This window comes from Furfurilactobacillus sp. WILCCON 0119, from assembly GCF_053471565.1.
Window position 1 is genome coordinate 422,802 of sequence record NZ_JBPCCV010000001.1, and the last position, 16,140, is coordinate 438,941.

At 49.0% G+C, this 16,140-nt stretch carries 15 protein-coding genes and 1 other RNA gene; 13 read left to right on the forward strand and 3 right to left on the reverse strand.

Going from position 1 to position 16,140, the window contains the following annotated elements; translation table 11 throughout:
- Positions 1 to 105: 105 nt before the first annotated feature.
- From ACRYI5_RS02285 to ACRYI5_RS02295, 3 genes are all read left to right on the forward strand, one after another.
- A complete protein-coding gene (locus ACRYI5_RS02285) occupies positions 106 to 2,913 on the forward strand; it encodes a helicase C-terminal domain-containing protein (RefSeq protein ID WP_448224129.1) in 2,808 nt (935 codons plus the stop codon).
- A gap of 78 nt (positions 2,914 to 2,991) precedes the next feature.
- Positions 2,992 to 3,492 (forward strand): cell wall elongation regulator TseB-like domain-containing protein, encoded by a 501-nt coding sequence (locus ACRYI5_RS02290; protein WP_448224130.1) that lies wholly within the window; start codon positions 2,992 to 2,994, stop codon positions 3,490 to 3,492.
- Between the two features lie 91 nt (positions 3,493 to 3,583).
- Positions 3,584 to 4,321: a DnaD domain-containing protein gene (locus tag ACRYI5_RS02295; RefSeq protein WP_448224131.1), complete on the forward strand. Its 738-nt coding sequence runs from the start codon at positions 3,584 to 3,586 to the stop codon at positions 4,319 to 4,321.
- A gap of 88 nt (positions 4,322 to 4,409) precedes the next feature.
- On the opposite strand, the gene ACRYI5_RS02300 is transcribed toward ACRYI5_RS02295, so the two are convergent.
- Both ACRYI5_RS02300 and recU read right to left on the reverse strand, forming a co-directional pair.
- A complete protein-coding gene (locus ACRYI5_RS02300; protein WP_448224132.1) occupies positions 4,410 to 6,674 on the reverse strand; it encodes a transglycosylase domain-containing protein in 2,265 nt (754 codons plus the stop codon).
- Positions 6,675 to 6,699: 25 nt separating this feature from the next.
- Positions 6,700 to 7,314 (reverse strand): Holliday junction resolvase RecU, encoded by a 615-nt coding sequence (recU, locus tag ACRYI5_RS02305; protein ID WP_448224133.1) that lies wholly within the window; start codon positions 7,312 to 7,314, stop codon positions 6,700 to 6,702.
- A 144-nt stretch (positions 7,315 to 7,458) separates the two neighbouring features.
- Here recU and ACRYI5_RS02310 point away from each other — a divergent pair, with 144 nt between their 5' ends.
- From ACRYI5_RS02310 to ACRYI5_RS02330, 5 genes are all read left to right on the forward strand, one after another.
- Positions 7,459 to 8,019 carry a DUF1273 domain-containing protein gene (locus tag ACRYI5_RS02310; RefSeq protein WP_407878436.1) on the forward strand — a complete coding sequence of 187 codons (561 nt, stop codon included), beginning with the start codon at positions 7,459 to 7,461 and terminating at the stop codon, positions 8,017 to 8,019.
- Positions 8,020 to 8,087: 68 nt separating this feature from the next.
- The gene (gene gpsB, locus ACRYI5_RS02315; RefSeq protein WP_448224134.1) at positions 8,088 to 8,492 is read left to right on the forward strand and encodes a cell division regulator GpsB; all 405 of its coding nucleotides are present in this window, start codon (positions 8,088 to 8,090) and stop codon (positions 8,490 to 8,492) included.
- Between the two features lie 20 nt (positions 8,493 to 8,512).
- Positions 8,513 to 8,888, forward strand: an RNA gene (rnpB, locus tag ACRYI5_RS02320) — RNase P RNA component class B.
- 135 nt (positions 8,889 to 9,023) lie between these two features.
- A complete protein-coding gene (locus ACRYI5_RS02325; protein ID WP_448224135.1) occupies positions 9,024 to 10,181 on the forward strand; it encodes a THUMP domain-containing class I SAM-dependent RNA methyltransferase in 1,158 nt (385 codons plus the stop codon).
- A gap of 184 nt (positions 10,182 to 10,365) precedes the next feature.
- On the forward strand, positions 10,366 to 11,460 hold the full coding sequence (locus ACRYI5_RS02330) for an NAD(P)/FAD-dependent oxidoreductase (protein WP_448224136.1): 1,095 nt from the start codon (positions 10,366 to 10,368) through the stop codon (positions 11,458 to 11,460).
- On the opposite strand, the gene ACRYI5_RS02335 is transcribed toward ACRYI5_RS02330, so the two are convergent.
- Positions 11,453 to 11,860: an RNase H family protein gene (locus ACRYI5_RS02335; RefSeq protein ID WP_407878443.1), complete on the reverse strand. Its 408-nt coding sequence runs from the start codon at positions 11,858 to 11,860 to the stop codon at positions 11,453 to 11,455. The two genes, ACRYI5_RS02330 and ACRYI5_RS02335, sit on opposite strands and share 8 nt — an antisense overlap.
- A gap of 61 nt (positions 11,861 to 11,921) precedes the next feature.
- Between ACRYI5_RS02335 and ACRYI5_RS02340 the strand changes: the two genes are divergently transcribed.
- The 5 genes from ACRYI5_RS02340 (at position 11,922) to pyrR (ending at position 16,133) form a co-directional block, all read left to right on the forward strand.
- The gene (locus ACRYI5_RS02340) at positions 11,922 to 12,302 is read left to right on the forward strand and encodes an EbsA family protein (RefSeq protein ID WP_407878445.1); all 381 of its coding nucleotides are present in this window, start codon (positions 11,922 to 11,924) and stop codon (positions 12,300 to 12,302) included.
- 64 nt (positions 12,303 to 12,366) lie between these two features.
- Complete coding sequence (locus ACRYI5_RS02345) at positions 12,367 to 14,031, forward strand: formate--tetrahydrofolate ligase (protein WP_448224137.1); 1,665 nt, start codon at positions 12,367 to 12,369, stop codon at positions 14,029 to 14,031.
- A 51-nt stretch (positions 14,032 to 14,082) separates the two neighbouring features.
- Entirely contained in the window at positions 14,083 to 14,571 is a 489-nt protein-coding gene (gene lspA / locus ACRYI5_RS02350; protein ID WP_448224300.1) for a signal peptidase II, read from the forward strand.
- A 56-nt stretch (positions 14,572 to 14,627) separates the two neighbouring features.
- Positions 14,628 to 15,584: an RluA family pseudouridine synthase gene (locus tag ACRYI5_RS02355; protein ID WP_448224301.1), complete on the forward strand. Its 957-nt coding sequence runs from the start codon at positions 14,628 to 14,630 to the stop codon at positions 15,582 to 15,584.
- A 6-nt stretch (positions 15,585 to 15,590) separates the two neighbouring features.
- Positions 15,591 to 16,133, forward strand: a complete 543-nt coding sequence (gene pyrR, locus ACRYI5_RS02360) for a bifunctional pyr operon transcriptional regulator/uracil phosphoribosyltransferase PyrR (RefSeq protein WP_448224138.1) — start codon at positions 15,591 to 15,593, stop codon at positions 16,131 to 16,133.
- Positions 16,134 to 16,140 lie beyond the last annotated feature (7 nt).

Consider the following 16,140-nt stretch of genomic DNA (forward strand, 5'->3'; position numbering starts at 1 on the left):
ATCTGCTTTGCCTGATGGCAGAAACAGAGTAAACTAGACCTAGAGATTATTTCTTCGGTACGCAGTTGGTTGCCGAAGTGACGAAAGGCGTTTAAGAGACTAATAATGAATAATGACACAACGTATGCTGTCGTTGACATCGAGACGACCGGAACCAGTGTAAAGGATGGTGACCGGGTCATTCAGATCGGGTGCGCATTCATCCGCCACGGGAAGGTTATCGATCACTACAGCACAAAAGTTAATCCCGGAAAACCCATTCCGGGCAACATTACCCATTTAACAACAATTACAAATAAGGATGTTGCACAGGCGCCGTACTTTGATGATCTGGCGGGGTCTTTGTATGCAATGCTTCAGGGAACCGTGTTTGTAGCCCATAACGTAAACTTTGACTTTCCGTTTTTAAATGCTGAGTTTGCGCGCGTCGGGTATCCGAGTTTACAAATTCCCGCGTTAGACACCGTGACGTTGACCCAAATTTTATTCCCAACGTTAACCAGTTTTCGGCTCCGCGATTTGAGCGCCTACTTTGCAATTGAACATGACCATCCCCACACGGCCGATTCTGATGCGGATGCAACCGGCATTTTATTGATCCAGCTGTTCGAACGGTTGGCATCATTACCGGTTAACACGTTGCGGCAATTGGTGAATCTAAACTTAACGTTGCCAGCTGATACCGCCAGTGTCTTTAGTGATGCACTGGATTTTGCCCGCCAACACCCACGAAAATTACCGGCAGGACAGTATGTTCGGAATCGGTTAGTTCTTCATGAAGCGACTGCAATCAAGGCCGTTGACCTGGGGCAGCCACGAGCTTACCCCAAGTCAAAGCTAGCTAAGCAAAAGTTGTGGGGAACGGCCCTTGGTTGGCGTGACGCACAAGCAAAGATGATGAACCAAATTTTTAATAATTACAGTCATGAAGACACGAAGAACTTGATCATTGAAGCACCGACGGGGATTGGAAAATCCCTTGGCTACGCAGTTCCGTTCACATTCCTCTCCCAAACGGGGAAGGCCACGGTCATTTCCACGCAAACAACGGTGCTTCAGGAACAATTTATGACGAATACGGTGCCTAAGTTGCGAGCCATGCTTCCGTTTGATTTTAACGTTGTTGCGGTTAAGGGTAGCCACCATTACATTGATCTGAACCGCTTTGCGGCAAGTTTGACGATCCCTGAACACTCACAACAAAGTCAGTTTTTGAAGGCGCGAATTCTGGTTTGGTTATTGCAAACGGAAACAGGTGACCTGGATGAATTACACCTGAACTCGTACCGGGCGCAACTATTTGACGAAATTTGTCACCATGGGTTGGCGTCGATCAACGAAAAGGATCCATTTTATGAGGATGATTACCTTCGACGGCTGGACCAACGCATTCGCCAGGCGACCCTTGTTGTGGTTAACCACGCGTACCTAACAACACATGCACCACAACTCGATAACTTACTTAATAAGCCGTATTTATTGGTGGACGAAGCCCAACACTTGCCGGATGTGACAACCATCAATCAGCGCACAACGGTGAAGTTTCACGATGCAATGTCCTTGTTGCACCACGCCCAGGCCAACATTTTTAATCAGCATGACCATCATTTAACGGCACTGTTTAAGGATGATAGTCGGGCCACGACCGTCCTGAATAATTTGGCAGGGATTTTGTTAAAACTTGATGCAGATACTGACCAGTTTGCTCAGTCTCTGTACCGCCAATTTTTGCTAACCGCACAAGTTAGTGCACATGGTCAACGGTTGGTGGAACAATTGGTTGATAACGCGGCGTTAAAGACGCTAATGAATCAGACCGATGGGGTGTTTAGTGACCTCCTGAAGGGTGATCAGCAGATGATGACCGTGCTGGCATTGTTAACGAAACAATTTACGGCACAGAGTAAAAAGTGGCTGAATTCAGACGTTGCGTTGATGCACGAATTTAGTACCACTGTCGACCGGATCCATGAATTGCTAGATCAATTACGTGAGTTTTCCGAACAATTGGGAGATCCGGCCACGACAAACGTGTACTGGATTCGTCAAAGTCAGTACGGTGATTCTGCCAGTTTGGAATTAAGTGGTGGCTTGTTAATGGCAGGCGGCTGGCTGCGCGAACACATTTACAGTCATTTCCAGCGGCCAACGTTTACCGGCGCAACGCTGTTTACATCGTCACGAGCAAACTACTTGATGACCGCGCTCGACCTTGATAAGGACGAAACGGCGACAAAACGGTTGCCGGAACAATTTGATTATAAAAAGCAGGCCCGGTTGTTTGTGGCCACGGACGCACCGGCCATTGCCATCAACCACTCAGAGATTCAATCAACTTACTGGGCTGAAACAGTGGCCAAATTGGTGAAGGAAAGTGATCGGCAGACCCTCGTGTTGTTCAACTCACTAGCGGCCGTCAACGCTGTGTATGGCGCGCTGACCCACGGATTGCTTCCAGCAAAGCATGCGGTGTATGCCCAGGGCGTGACAGGGAGTCGTGAGAAGAACTTAAAACGGTTCGCAACGGAAGACCATGCTGTCTTGTTGGGTGCGGCCAGCTACTGGGAAGGAATCGATTTGCCGGAGCATGCGCTTGAACTATTGATCGTTACCCGGCTACCGTTTGACGCCCCAACGGACCTCTTAGTTGCTGCAACTAATGCCCGGTTAGAGGCGACTGGTCACAATCCGTTTTATGCTGCCGCGCTCCCAAAAGCGACGCTACGCTTGCGTCAAGGGATTGGTCGTTTAATTCGAACAGAGACGGACCGCGGGGTGATCGTTGTGCTTGATCCGCGGTTAATGACCAAACGCTACGGGACAACGATGCAAAAAGCGTTACCAACGGGGTTAACGGCCATTCCGCAACGAACGAGTGAAATCATCAAACAAACACAAAATTTCTTTAGATGAAGTTAAGGTCGTTGTCTCGGTGATTAAATTTGCTATAATGAACAAAGCAATTATCGAAAAGTGAGATGGGAGTCAACCATGCGGCGTCAGCAACATCAACGAAGAAACTGGTCACAAATTACATTATGGGTTCTGTTAGCCCTGATCTTGGTGTTAGGGAGCACGTTCATTGTCTTTCATGAAGCGCTGCGACCGGGAAAGACCGCGGCCAGCCAAACGATTCAAATTGCCCAAAAAGCGGGTGTCACGGGCGGCACAGATTTCTTAACGTATAATCGCCAACAAACTTACTATTCAGTTAGCGGAAAGAACCGTAAGCAACAAGCGGTTTATGCCATTGTTGCTAAGAAATCTGGTCATGTAACGACCGTCAAGCAGTCTCAAGGCAAGACAAAAACGGCCATTTTACGCCAGGCCTGGCAGAAAGTTAAACCACAAAAAGTGTTAAACATCGGCCTTGGCCTAAAGGCTAACCAACCCGTGTGGGAAGTTACGTACCTCAACGCAAAGGGCGATTTATGTTATAACTTGTATGACTACCATAACGGGAATACCGTTCAATCGATTCAGAACTTGTAGGGCATGCAACTAATTATTAAAGGGCGGGGCGTAGTGGCCCCGTCCTTTTTTGAATTTAAAAAGTGAGTGAACTTTAGAAAGGTGTTAAACGATGGATGAGTTTTCAAAAGCGTTACTCCAAGCCGGCACAACGATGGTTAACAACCTTGTTTTAACGCGGTACCGTGACCTTGGCATGAGTAATGAAGAACTGATTGTTTTTTTGCAGTATAAACGATCATTAGATCGCGGAATCGATTTCCCGGATGCGCAAGCAGTTGCGGATGTGATGGGAACGACAACGGCCGCTGTTTACATGCACTTGGACAGTTTACTGAAAAAGAAACTTCTGTTGATTGAATCCACAACGGATTCATCCGGGAAGCTGCGTGATCGGTACGACTTTACGCCGCTGTATGACCATCTAGCAGGCCTTACTCAACATCTGAGCGGTGCCGCGGCTACCAGTGCGGCAGTGGCGGCGCCGAAGTCAACATCCGCGCGGGAAGGCGTCTTTAATCGAATTGAAGTCGAGTTTGGCCGCCCACTAAGTCCCACGGAACTGCAAACCATCGCCCGTTGGTTTGATGAGGATCATTTTAAACCAGAGTTGATTTTATTGGCACTCCGGGAAGCTGTTTTAAACCAGGCGTACAGTCTGCGGTACATTGACCGGATCTTGTTAAACTGGCGGCAGAAAAACATCACCTCGGCCGGCCAGGTCGAACGTGATTTGGCAGAACGACGGCAACAGCGAAGCACGCCAGCAAAGGCGAAGCCGACCACTAGCGGTCCAACCATTCCGTTATTTAAGGTGTCGGAACCGGCGCCGGACTCTCAACAAAAGTAGTTGAGAACCGTGGTGACATTAGAAAACGACAAAAAAACTGATTTCCCAAACGGGAAATCAGTTTTTTACTTTATAACTCAGCGACTTATTACGCGTGAGATTGTGATGAGGCAGCTGGCGTACTTGTGCTCGATGAAGTACTCGATGAAACGCTACTTGATTCACTGTTGCCATTATTACCTGATCCTTGAGAGGACTGTGTTTCAGAACTCCGACCATCAGATTCATTAGTTGATGACGTTGAGCTGGAGGACCCATTAAAGGATGAGAAGGAGACAGCGGATGATGATGAACCAGTCGCGCTACTTTGATCCTTGCTATTACCGTTTAAATATTGCCGCCAGTTTGAACCAGCCACAACCAGTTCGTTAACGCCATTATGCTTAACAACGTCCACAGAACTTGGACGGGTCCAGTCGTCATTCTCCTGGGTTTGCGCCATGTAAAGCTGCAAGTTCTTGTAAACGGACTCGGCAATGGCGAGCTGCGCGGTGGTCATGTAATGGCCCGGCTCGTTTGGTTGATCATACCCAGTCCAAACGGAAATTGTGCTGTGTTTAGTGTACCCAGTGTACCAAGCGTCTTCAACGGCGTTTGAAGGAACGGTCGTCACACTGCTTGAGTAACCAGACTGTCCGGTCTTACCAGCTTGGTGAAGCCCGGAAATTTGGGCATTCGGTGCCCAGTCGCCGGTTGGCACGCCCTTTAACATGTCCGTTAACATGTAAGCGGTGGCTTCACTCATTGAGCGGTGTGATTTAACTGAGAACTTATGGGTCGCACCATCTTGCGTGACAACCTTATTGACTAAGTGAGGGGCGTAGTAGGTCCCGCCGTTTGAAAGTGCGGAGAATGCGGCTGCTTCTTGTTCACTAGAAACGTAAACCCCGATCCCGTTAGAGTAAACCAGTGGGTCCTTGAAGGACATCCCGTTAGCAGCCATGAACTTCGTGGCATTATCCAGGCCAACGGCTTCTAATGTGCGGATGGCTGGGATGTTCCGGGACTCAACCAGTGCTTTTCTCATGGTGAGGGCACCCTGATATTGTTGGTCCCAGTCGTTTAATGCCGTGTTGGTTCCTGGATAGTTGTACTTAGTATCTTGAACCGTTTTAAACGTTGGCCACTTATTGTACTCAATGGCCGGGCCGTAATCCATGAACGGCTTAATGGTCGATCCGGATGACCGATCTGTTTGGGTCGCCCGGTTTAACCCGAACGCGACGTTTTGCTTCCGACCACCGATCATGGCCGTTACTGCACCCGTTTCGGGGTCTGTCATGGTAACACCAACCTGCAGTAATTCGCTGGGGAAGTCCATGTACTTATCGGTGTTGACGATGTCGTACAAGCGTTGTTGAGCACCCATGTTCAGGTTTGTGTAAACCTTCAACCCATCTTTATAAGGGTTGTAGCCCTTGTTATCTAATTCCTTGATGACTTGTTGCAGGTAAGCGTCGATGACCTTGTCATCAGAATCAGTGTCATTAATGGAGTGGTTGACGGAGATCCCTGACGAAATGGCTGTGTTAATCCCGGTGTTCATCTGGGCTTTTGAAATGACCTTATTTTCATACATCGCCTTTAAAACGGTGTCCCGACGTGCTTTTGCAAGGTCAGGGTGGGCGACTGGATCATAGTTTGTCGGTGATTGGGGCATCCCGGCAAGCGTGGCTAACTGAATGTAATCAAGATCGCTAAGTGACTTATTATAGTAGTACTTAGCAGCGGTCCCCATGCCGTAGATCCCGTTCCCCATGTAAACTTTGTTAATGTAGAATTCGAGAATTTGATCCTTTGAGTAGTGCTTTTCAACGTAGTAGGCAAGGGCGGCTTCTTGAGCCTTCCGTTTCAATGTTCGGTCGGATGCGGCCGTTGAGAAGACGGACAGCTTAACTAACTGTTGGGTCAGTGTGGAACCACCTTGCATACCAAGCGAACTACCACGGGCGTTGGACAATGCCGCACTGATAATCCGAGTTGGATCGATCCCAAAGTGATGCTTGTAGAACCGTTTGTCTTCAATGGAAACAACGGACTGTTTCAGTTCCTTAGGAATTTGATCAGAGTGAACGTAGGTCCGGTTTTGCGACCCCAAGTTAGAAACGACCTTGCCGTCGCTATCCAAAATTTCTGTGGAATTTTGGCTGGTCAGTTGGGCCGTGGTAATCTTTGGCGCCCCCGCTGCGTAAACAGCGAATAGTCCCACACCGGCGAGAATTCCGGCAAAGATGATGCCAAGGGCCCAGTAAAGAATGGTCCGCCATAATGGTCGGGGACGTTTGGGACGGGGCGCTTTAGTACCGTTATCATTACCGTGGTAACGACCAGTACGGGTATTATTGTCAGACATGTTACATTGCTCTCCTTAAATACAATTACTTCAATTGTTGGATCAGTTGATCGACAGCTGTCAGGTACGGAATGAGCGGATTCAATTGGTAGGGAATGGCAATGCCTACCTCATCAAACACACTCCGGGGGATCGATTTTCGACCACCAGTTTCCTGGGCATCCCAGTAACTGATGAGGGCCGATGCTGGTAGTAAGAACGTGACGTTTTCCGTTGTAAATCGGATGATGGCAAAACCGATGCCACCTGCTTTAAGACAAGCACGAAGGTGAGTGACCTGGTGCTTGTGGAAATTTTTAAGCGGAAAGGCAGTTTGGCTCTTAGTCTCCTTAGCATCAAAATCAATGTAGTGCCCGCGATAAACACCATTGTAGTCTGTTGTTGACGGTTGGCCGAAGTAGGCTTCCTTAATGGTTGCCGCCGCCCGTCGTGGATAATCAACTTTAACAATTTGAACTGGTGTCGGCTTTTTATGGACAACAGCAATGCCGTGCGCCAAATAATATTGGTTGCTTTCATTCAATTCTGCTTCTAGTGACATTCCACGCTCACCGTAGTTGGTTGTGGCGGGAATACGCTGGGCAGCTGAATGCTGACTAGGTCCATGATAGGTTGACCCGTTTGGATAACGGATGTTCAAAAAGACCACACTCCTTTACAATGCACTTATTATATCAGATTTGATGACGTGGCCGTCATTTGGATTAGATGGTAACGTAGTCGTAACATTTAGTCCACATCCTTATCATTAAATGTTGTAAACTATTATTGAAGGGGTGATCAAATGAGCCGATTATGGGTAAGTGGCTACCGAAGCTATGAACTAGGCGTTTTTGGGACAAAGGATCCTAAATTAGCGGTGATTCAGTTTGCCCTAAAGCAAGCGTTGATCAATCAAATTGAAAATGGTGTGGATTGGATTATTACTGGTGGGCAGCTTGGGGTTGAACAGTGGGTTGTGACGGTTGCAAATGAGTTGAAAACAGACTACCCACAACTAAAGGTGGCCGTGATGTTGCCGTTTGCCGAATTTGGTGGCAACTGGAACGAAGCCAATCAAGCCCAGTTGTCAGCACTACTTGAAACGGCTGATTTTACGGCGAGTGTGTCCGATCAGCCCTATCAATCGCCCCAACAATTAAAAAATTATCAAGCCTTCATGCTTTCACACACAGACGCTGCCCTTTTAGTATATGATGAAGAACATGAAGGGAAGCCAAGCTATGATTACCTTGCCATCAAGGCATTTAGCGAGGACCATCCCTACACAGTAACGTTAATTGATTTTGATTGGTTGCAAGAAAGTGCCAATGAATATCAAGAAAATCAGCAACAATCGTTTTAATTTCGATTGAAGTGCGCTACAATAATTCAAGTCGTGTTTCGACAGACAGATGATGAGGTGTAACATTCATGCAAGAAATCAACTTTAGCACGCAGGACATTCTGCAAAAAGAATTTAAGGAAAAACGAATGGGATCGGCTTACGACCCAACGGACGTTGATAGTTTCCTTGATTTAGTGATTAAGGATTATGAGACCTTTAATCGTGAAGTTTCACAACTTCGTGCGGAAAACGAACAGCTATCAGGCAAGGTTGACGATTTAACGCGCCAAGTGAGTGCTGCTCGTCAGTCAACGCCAAGTGCACCGGAAACGGTGAGTCAGGCTAACAACAGTGTCACTAATATGGATATTTTGAAGCGACTGTCCAATTTGGAACGTCACGTTTTCGGATCCCAGTTAGACAACGGCACAAATTCAGCTTCTCAGCAGACGGGGTTTGACACACCGTCACAGTCTGGTTGGAGCAACTAATTTAATGTGATCGATTTGCAAATTTCGGGTAATTGGGCGTAACTTATGTTGCGTCAGGAAAGTCCATGCTCGCACAGGCTGTGATGCCTGTAGTGTTCGTGCTCAGTGAAAAAATAAGCTGGGGTACCTTCTTTGAAGGTAACGGCGGGAAAAAACGGCTAAGGCTTCGGCTATGCTTGAGTATCCCTGAAAAGTGCCACAGTGACGATACCAGTGCGGAAACGTGCTGGGTGGAACGCGGTAAACCCCTCGAGCGGGAAACCCAAACTACGGTAGGGGAGCTTCACATAGGTAACTGAACTGATTGTGGGGGAGGATCTTTGATCCTGAGATAGATGATTACCACGGAGTAGACTGCGCCTGAGGTCTACAAAGTACAAAACATGGCTTACAGAAATTTGCAACAGGCAGCGGCTTCCCATGTGTGGGAAGCCGTTTTTTTAGGCAAAGTTATGGTAAGATGAAGCAACCATCATTACCGTTTTTACGATGAAGTAACGACGCTAAACGACACAATTTTAAGGAGCAAACATGCAAACGTTTGAGTTAATTGCCACTTGTGCGGCTGGAATCGAAGCCCTGGTCGGCCGCGAACTACGCGATTTAGGGTACGACGTGCAGGTCGAAAACGGTCGGGTACGGTTCCGCGGGACGATTAAAGATATTTTGACGGCCAACCTTTGGCTACGGACCGCCGACCGCATCAAAATCGTGGTCAAAGAATTTTCCGCAGTGACCTTTACGGAATTATTTGATAACACGCGGGCCATTCAATGGGATGAATTACTCCCAATGGATGCGCATTTTCCTGTTGAAGGGCGGTCACATAATTCGCAACTGCACAGTGTACCGGATGCACAGGCCATTGTGAAGAAGGCCATCGTTGACCAATTGAGTGATATTTATCACCGGCGGTCACGGTTGCCTGAAACGGGCGCAACGTTCCCCCTGGAAGTGGTCATTAACAAGGATGAGGTCATGCTGACCCTGGACACCACTGGTGACTCACTGTTTAAACGGGGTTACCGGGTTGGAAAAGGGAATGCGCCATTAAAGGAAAACATGGCGGCAGCATTGATCTTATTGACCCACTGGAATCCAAGTGACATGCCATTTGTTGACCCCGTCTGTGGGTCAGGAACGCTAGCCATTGAAGCAGCATTGATTGCACGAAATATCGCCCCTGGTTTTAACCGGCGCTTTGTGTGTGAAGACTGGCCGTGGGTTCCAACCACGGTGGCTGACGAAGTTCGTGATGCTGCCGACGATCGTGCCGATTATGACAGTGAATTTGACATTTCCGGGAGTGACATTGATCCAGAAATGGTGGCCATTGCTAAAAAGAACGCGCAGGCGGCGGGCTTGAGTCAAGACGTAACGTTTACGGTTGCGGATGTAACGACGTTTGAAACGGATAAACTAAACGGGGTTATTGTGGCAAACCCACCATACGGGGAACGATTGAGTGACGAGGCCAGTGTGCGGGAATTATACCGTGGCATGGGCCGGGCCTTTAAGCGGTTACCGACATGGAGCAAGTACATTTTGACAAGTGACCTTGATTTTGAAACGTCTTACGGCCAACGGGCAACCAAAAAGCGCAAGCTGTATAACGGGGCCCTCCGGACGGATCTATATCAGTACTGGGGAAAGCCCATCTGGCAACATGATGAACCAGCCGCTAAGTAGTGGGCTGCGCTAATGAGTTAATGAGCTAAAAAACGTCATTCAGAGATTATTTCTCTGGATGACGTTTTTACTTGGCGTAAATTAAGGGACATTAAATGTGTTTCTGTTAAAGATTCAGGAAAGCACGTGGGGTCTTTGGGAGAGGTATGCTAAGCTTGATGTAATTGGGAAGGACGACGAAGACATGACAAATAAAATTGCGATTATTGGTGGCGGGATCGTGGGAAGCACCGCTGCATTTTATCTCCACCAGGCCGGTGCACAAGTGACCCTCTTTGATGAAGGGACGGGGCAGGCAACCAAGGCAGCCGCAGGAATTATCTCCCCCTGGCTTTCAAAACGCCGGAATCAGCAGTGGTACCGGTTGGCCACGGCGGGGGCAGCCCTTTTTAATGAACTGGTGATGGATGCCCATTTGACCCATGATGTGTATGCAAAGACGGGGACCATTTTGACCCGGGCTAATCTGGATGATTTAGATGCGCTGGAAGCCTTAGCTTACGAACGCCGTGAAAACGCACCGGATCTGGGTGAAATATACCGTTTAAATGAAGGCTCCATCCGGGCAATGTTGCCGTTTGTTCAGCACACCGCTCCAGGGATTTTGATTACTGGTGGGGCTCGCATTGATGGTGAGCAGTTCTGTTTGGCACTTCAACGGGCGGCTGCTGTAACCGCTCGTCATGAACGGGTGGCACTAACACCTAATGGGGCAGTCCAAACGGCCACGCAGATTGAGTCATTCGACGCAGTGATCGTGGCTGCTGGAGCGTGGCTACCCGAGCTATTAGCGCCGCTGGGATTAGCGGTTGCGGTCCGGCCACAGAAGGGCCAGTTGATTGAACTCGCCCTGCCGAAACGACCGCAAGATGATCAGCAACCGGTGTTAATGCCTGAGGGTGAACGGGACTTTATTCCCACTGGCCAGGGACGGTTGATCGTTGGGGCAACGCATGAAAATGACCAAGGATTTGACCGGACTGAATCTGATGAAATAAAAACGGATTTACTTGCCTCTGCCCAGCGCGTTATTCCTGACGTGCAGGCGGCTAACATTACCCGTGTTCGTGTCGGTACCCGTGCGTACACCGCGGACTTTGCACCATTCTTTGGTGCAGTTCCCGGTCACCCAACCCTGTTTTCTGCGAGCGGTTTAGGGTCATCTGGGTTAACGACCGGGCCCATTATTGGTCAGCAGTTGGCGGCGATGGCGTTGGGCCAACAAGTCAACGTAGCGGATTACACCAAACCGTTAACAAACTACATGCACGTTATTTAGTGGCGTCATGGAGGGCTTGAAGGGCCAGTTGATGGGCACCACGATTTTCCCGTTCCGGGAGCCACTGTGTAATGACCAGTTGAAACTGATCTTGCAGTGCGAGTAGTTGCGCGGTTAATTCCGGGTAATGTTTGGTGACACCCTTACCAACGGCGTCAGCGACAAGCCGGCTATCAGTAAAAAACATCACGGTATCTGTTGTCTTCGCCACGGTCGCTGCGGCTTTAAACCCGGCTAGAGCGGCCTGAAATTCCGCCGTGTGATTATCCGCGGCACTGACTGTCTGCTTGAGCTGCTCTTGGTGGCCATTCGTAATGAGTAAAATCCCGGCACCACTTGGTTGGTCGGGATGGGGATGTTGTGCGATACTAGCAGCATCGGTGTAAAGTTTAATAATCATCTTTGTCCTCAAAAAATTTGGTAAAATAAAGGTTATAACAGAGAAAGAGGTAAGTGCCATAATGGCAAAACAACGGTTTTATTATCGCCCCAGTGGCTTAACAGCTGTGACCATTTGGTCATGGGTCACGATCTTCTTTTGTGCAGGGGTAACGTTCCAGTACGAAATGGCTAAGTTTAACTGGCCAGCAATTGGTATTGCCGTGTTGTTTGCTGGGCTTCTCGCATGGCAACTGCTCGGCAGGCAAATTGTGCTCGACGGGCAAAATTTACGGGTGCGGCGGTTACTTGCACCACGGGCGTTAGTGATCAATGTCCACCAATTAACGCACCTGACCTTTAACGGGCGGACAATGAGTTTTAGTGTCGCAGGGAAGCCTTACGCAATGCGCATGACTAAACGGGCACTTGCTCAATTGCAAGAACAGTTACCAACAGCCTAAAGCCATAGTAGCACATTGCTAATAATGACAGCCGACAATGTGAAGATTAGAAAGGATGACGTCCATGACACAACCAAAAGACATTGAAATTGCACAAAGTACGCCGCTTAAAAAAATTGCGACGATTGCAGAAACGGCGGGATTAACACCAGATGAAATCGAACCGTACGGTCATTATAAGGCAAAGATTGATCTGCCCTTAGCCTCAAAACGACCAAATGGAAAATTGATTTTAGTGACGTCCATTAATCCCACACCAGCTGGTGAAGGGAAAACGACCGTCACCATCGGTCTTGGGGATGGGCTACGGAAAATTGGTAAGAAGGCCGTCTTGGCCTTACGGGAACCCTCACTTGGTCCCGTGATGGGAATGAAAGGTGGCGCGACCGGCGGGGGGTACGCACAAGTTGCGCCCATGGCTGACATCAATCTCCATTTTAACGGTGATTTTCACGCGTTGACCACCGCTAATAATACATTAGCTGCCCTCATTGATAACCACATTCAGCAGGGAAACGCCCTTCACATTGATCCACGCCGGATCAGTTTTCACCGTGTGTTAGATATCAATGACCGTGCGCTACGAAACGTAGTCATCGGAATGGGTGGGCCCACATCAGGAATGCCGCGGGAAGACCACTTTGACATCACGGTTGCTAGTGAACTCATGGCAATCTTGTGTTTAGCCAGTGACCTTCATGATCTTAAAGTACGGATCAACCGGATGGTGGTGGCCGAAACCATGGATCGTGAACCGATTACGGTTGCGGACTTACAGGTCGGTGAAGCCATCGCCTTGTTACTAAAGGAAGCCATTAAGCCAAACCTGGTTCAGACGTTAGAAGGCACACCGGCCATCATTCACGGCGGTCCGTTTGCAAACATTGCCCACGGCTGTAACAGTGTCTTAGCCACCCGGACAGCGCTCCAATTAGGTGACTATGCCGTCACGGAGGCCGGTTTTGGTGCCGACCTTGGCGGCGAAAAGTTTTTGGACATCAAGGTCCCTGTCTTGGGACAAGCACCAGACGCCATTGTTTTAGTGGCAACCGTGCGGGCGTTAAAACTCCACGGTGGGGCAGCCCTTGCCGACTTAACAACCCCGGATCTAGCCGCGTTGAAAGCGGGCTTGGCTAACCTGGGGCAACACCTGCGCAGCATGCAACGGTACCAAGTGCCGGTGGTGGTCGCCATCAACGCGTTTGCCACAGACACACCAGAAGAGCTTGCCATGATTCAAGACTACTGTGCTCAGTTTGACGTTTTAGCCGTTGAGGCGGACGAATGGGCACACGGTGGGGAGGGAACAACTGCATTAGCACAAGCCGTCGTAACGGCAGCTGACCAGCCAGCTCACTTTACACCATTGTACCAGGACGATGATGATGTCGTTACCAAGGCAGAAACCATTGTTAAAACGATCTATGGTGGGCAAAACGTTATTTTAGAACCACACGCGAAGGCACAATTACGGCGATTCGCGAAGTACGGTTGGGATAAGCTGCCAGTTTGCATGGCCAAAACACAATATTCATTGACGGACCAGCCCAAACGACTGGGGGCACCGACTGACTTTGACATCCACATCCGTGAATTTCAGCCACGGTTAGGGGCCGGGTTCATGGTGGCGTTAACGGGGTCGATCCTAACGATGCCGGGACTACCAAAACACCCAGCAGCCTTAGACATGGGCATCACAGACGACGGGGTTATCTCGGGGATTTTCTAAGCCATTTTGGTGATCAAAGAAAGGGAGTCGTGGCACTTGCCACGCACACATATGCTATATTACTGGTTATTAATCATTGCGTTGGTCGGAGCCGATCAGGGCATTAAATATTACATTACGACACAGGTCTCCTTAGGGAGTACCCACACGTTTATTCCAGGGGTTCTATCACTCACGAATTTACGTAATGATGGCGCTGCATGGTCATTACTTGAAGGCCGCTTAGATGTTTTTGTTATCATCACCATTGTGGCGATTGCCGTACTCTTGTACGCCATGGTGCGGTTACGTCACCAGCGGCTTTACATGATGGGCATTACGATCATGATGGCCGGAACGTTAGGCAATTTCCTTGACCGGATCCGGTTACACTATGTTGTTGACATGTTCCAATTTGATTTCTTAAAGAGTTTTCCAATTAGCAACTTTGCGGACTGGTGCTTGACGGTGGGCGTGGTGCTTCTCATCATCGCCGTTTTAACAGACCATGATGGGGACGCAGAACCAAAGCATGAAAGTCATCCACGGCACGCAAAGTAACAAAATGATCATCTAGGAGTTTTATGAACGAGAAAGTAGAGAACACGATGGCAGAGATGGACGATTTAAACGGTGAGCCAACGTTACAACCTGAGGCACTGACCCAGACCTTTAGCGTAACGGCGAATGAAGCAGGGCGGATCGACAAGGTGTTAAGTCAGTTAGCAGGAATCACCCGCTCACAGGCGCAAGTCGCCATTAAAGACGGCCGGGCACAAGTAAACGGTGCGGTGGTCAAAAATCGGCAGGTGGTTGCTGAAGGTGACCAAGTGACGTTTACGGCAAAGGCAGCAGTGCCCATTAGTACAGCACCAGAAAACATCCCACTGGACATTGTTTATGAAGATGACGATGTCTTGGTGGTCAATAAACCACAGGGGATGGTCGTTCATCCTGCACCGGGCCATCCTGACCACACGTTGGTTAACGCGCTCCTGTATCACAGTCCGCTATCGACCATCAACGGTAGTTTACGGCCAGGAATTGTTCATCGAATTGATAAGGATACGTCAGGTCTGCTCATGGTGGCTAAAAACGACATGGCACACCAGAGCTTGACGGCCCAGTTAAAGGCGAAAACAAATGAACGGCAATACGTTGCGTTAGTCCACGGGGTGATTCACGAAGAGGACGGGACCATCGACGCTCCGATTGCACGATCACCAAAGGATCGAAAGAAAATGGCCATTGTTCGTGATGGTCGACACGCGGTCACCCATTTTCACGTGTTAAAACGGTACCGCCAGTACACATTGGTCAGTTGTCGATTAGAAACCGGGCGAACCCACCAGATTCGGGTCCACATGGCCTACATTGGTCATCCATTGGCGGGTGACCCACTGTACGGACCAAAGAAGACGTTACCAGGGGCTGGTCAGTATCTAACCGCGCAGACACTTGGCTTTTCACATCCACGAACCGGCGAAGCTATGCGCTTTGAAATAAAACTACCGGTGTGGTTTACCAACATGCTAGATCAATTAGATGCTCAGGAACAATCAACGAAGGGGTAAGGATAGATGGCAAAAGAAGTTGTGGACGCAATGGCAATGCAACGTGCACTGACACGAATCACCTACGAGATCATTGAACGAAATCGGGGGATCGGAAACTTAGTGCTGATCGGGGTTAAAACACGGGGCGTTTTTTTAGCAAACAGAATTGCCGCACGGTTACAACAACTGGAAGATACGGTGGTTCCCGTGGGCGAACTAGACGTTAGCGGATACCGCGACGATGTGAACGGCACACAACCGGATGGAAAAACAGCGATTACGAAACTCAACACGAGCATTGCCGATAAGAAGGTTGTGTTAGTTGATGATGTTTTGTACACCGGCCGTACCATTCGGGCCGCACTAGACGCCATCATGGACCTTGGGCGACCAAACAGTATTAATCTAGCTGTCCTGGTTGATCGTGGGCACCGTGAATTACCCATTCGGGCAGACTTCGTTGGGAAAAACATTCCGACGGCGCAAAACGAACACATTCGCGTTGCAGTGGAAGAAATTGACGGTCACGACGGGGTCGAAATTATGACCGGAACGGACGCTGACTAAGTTCACA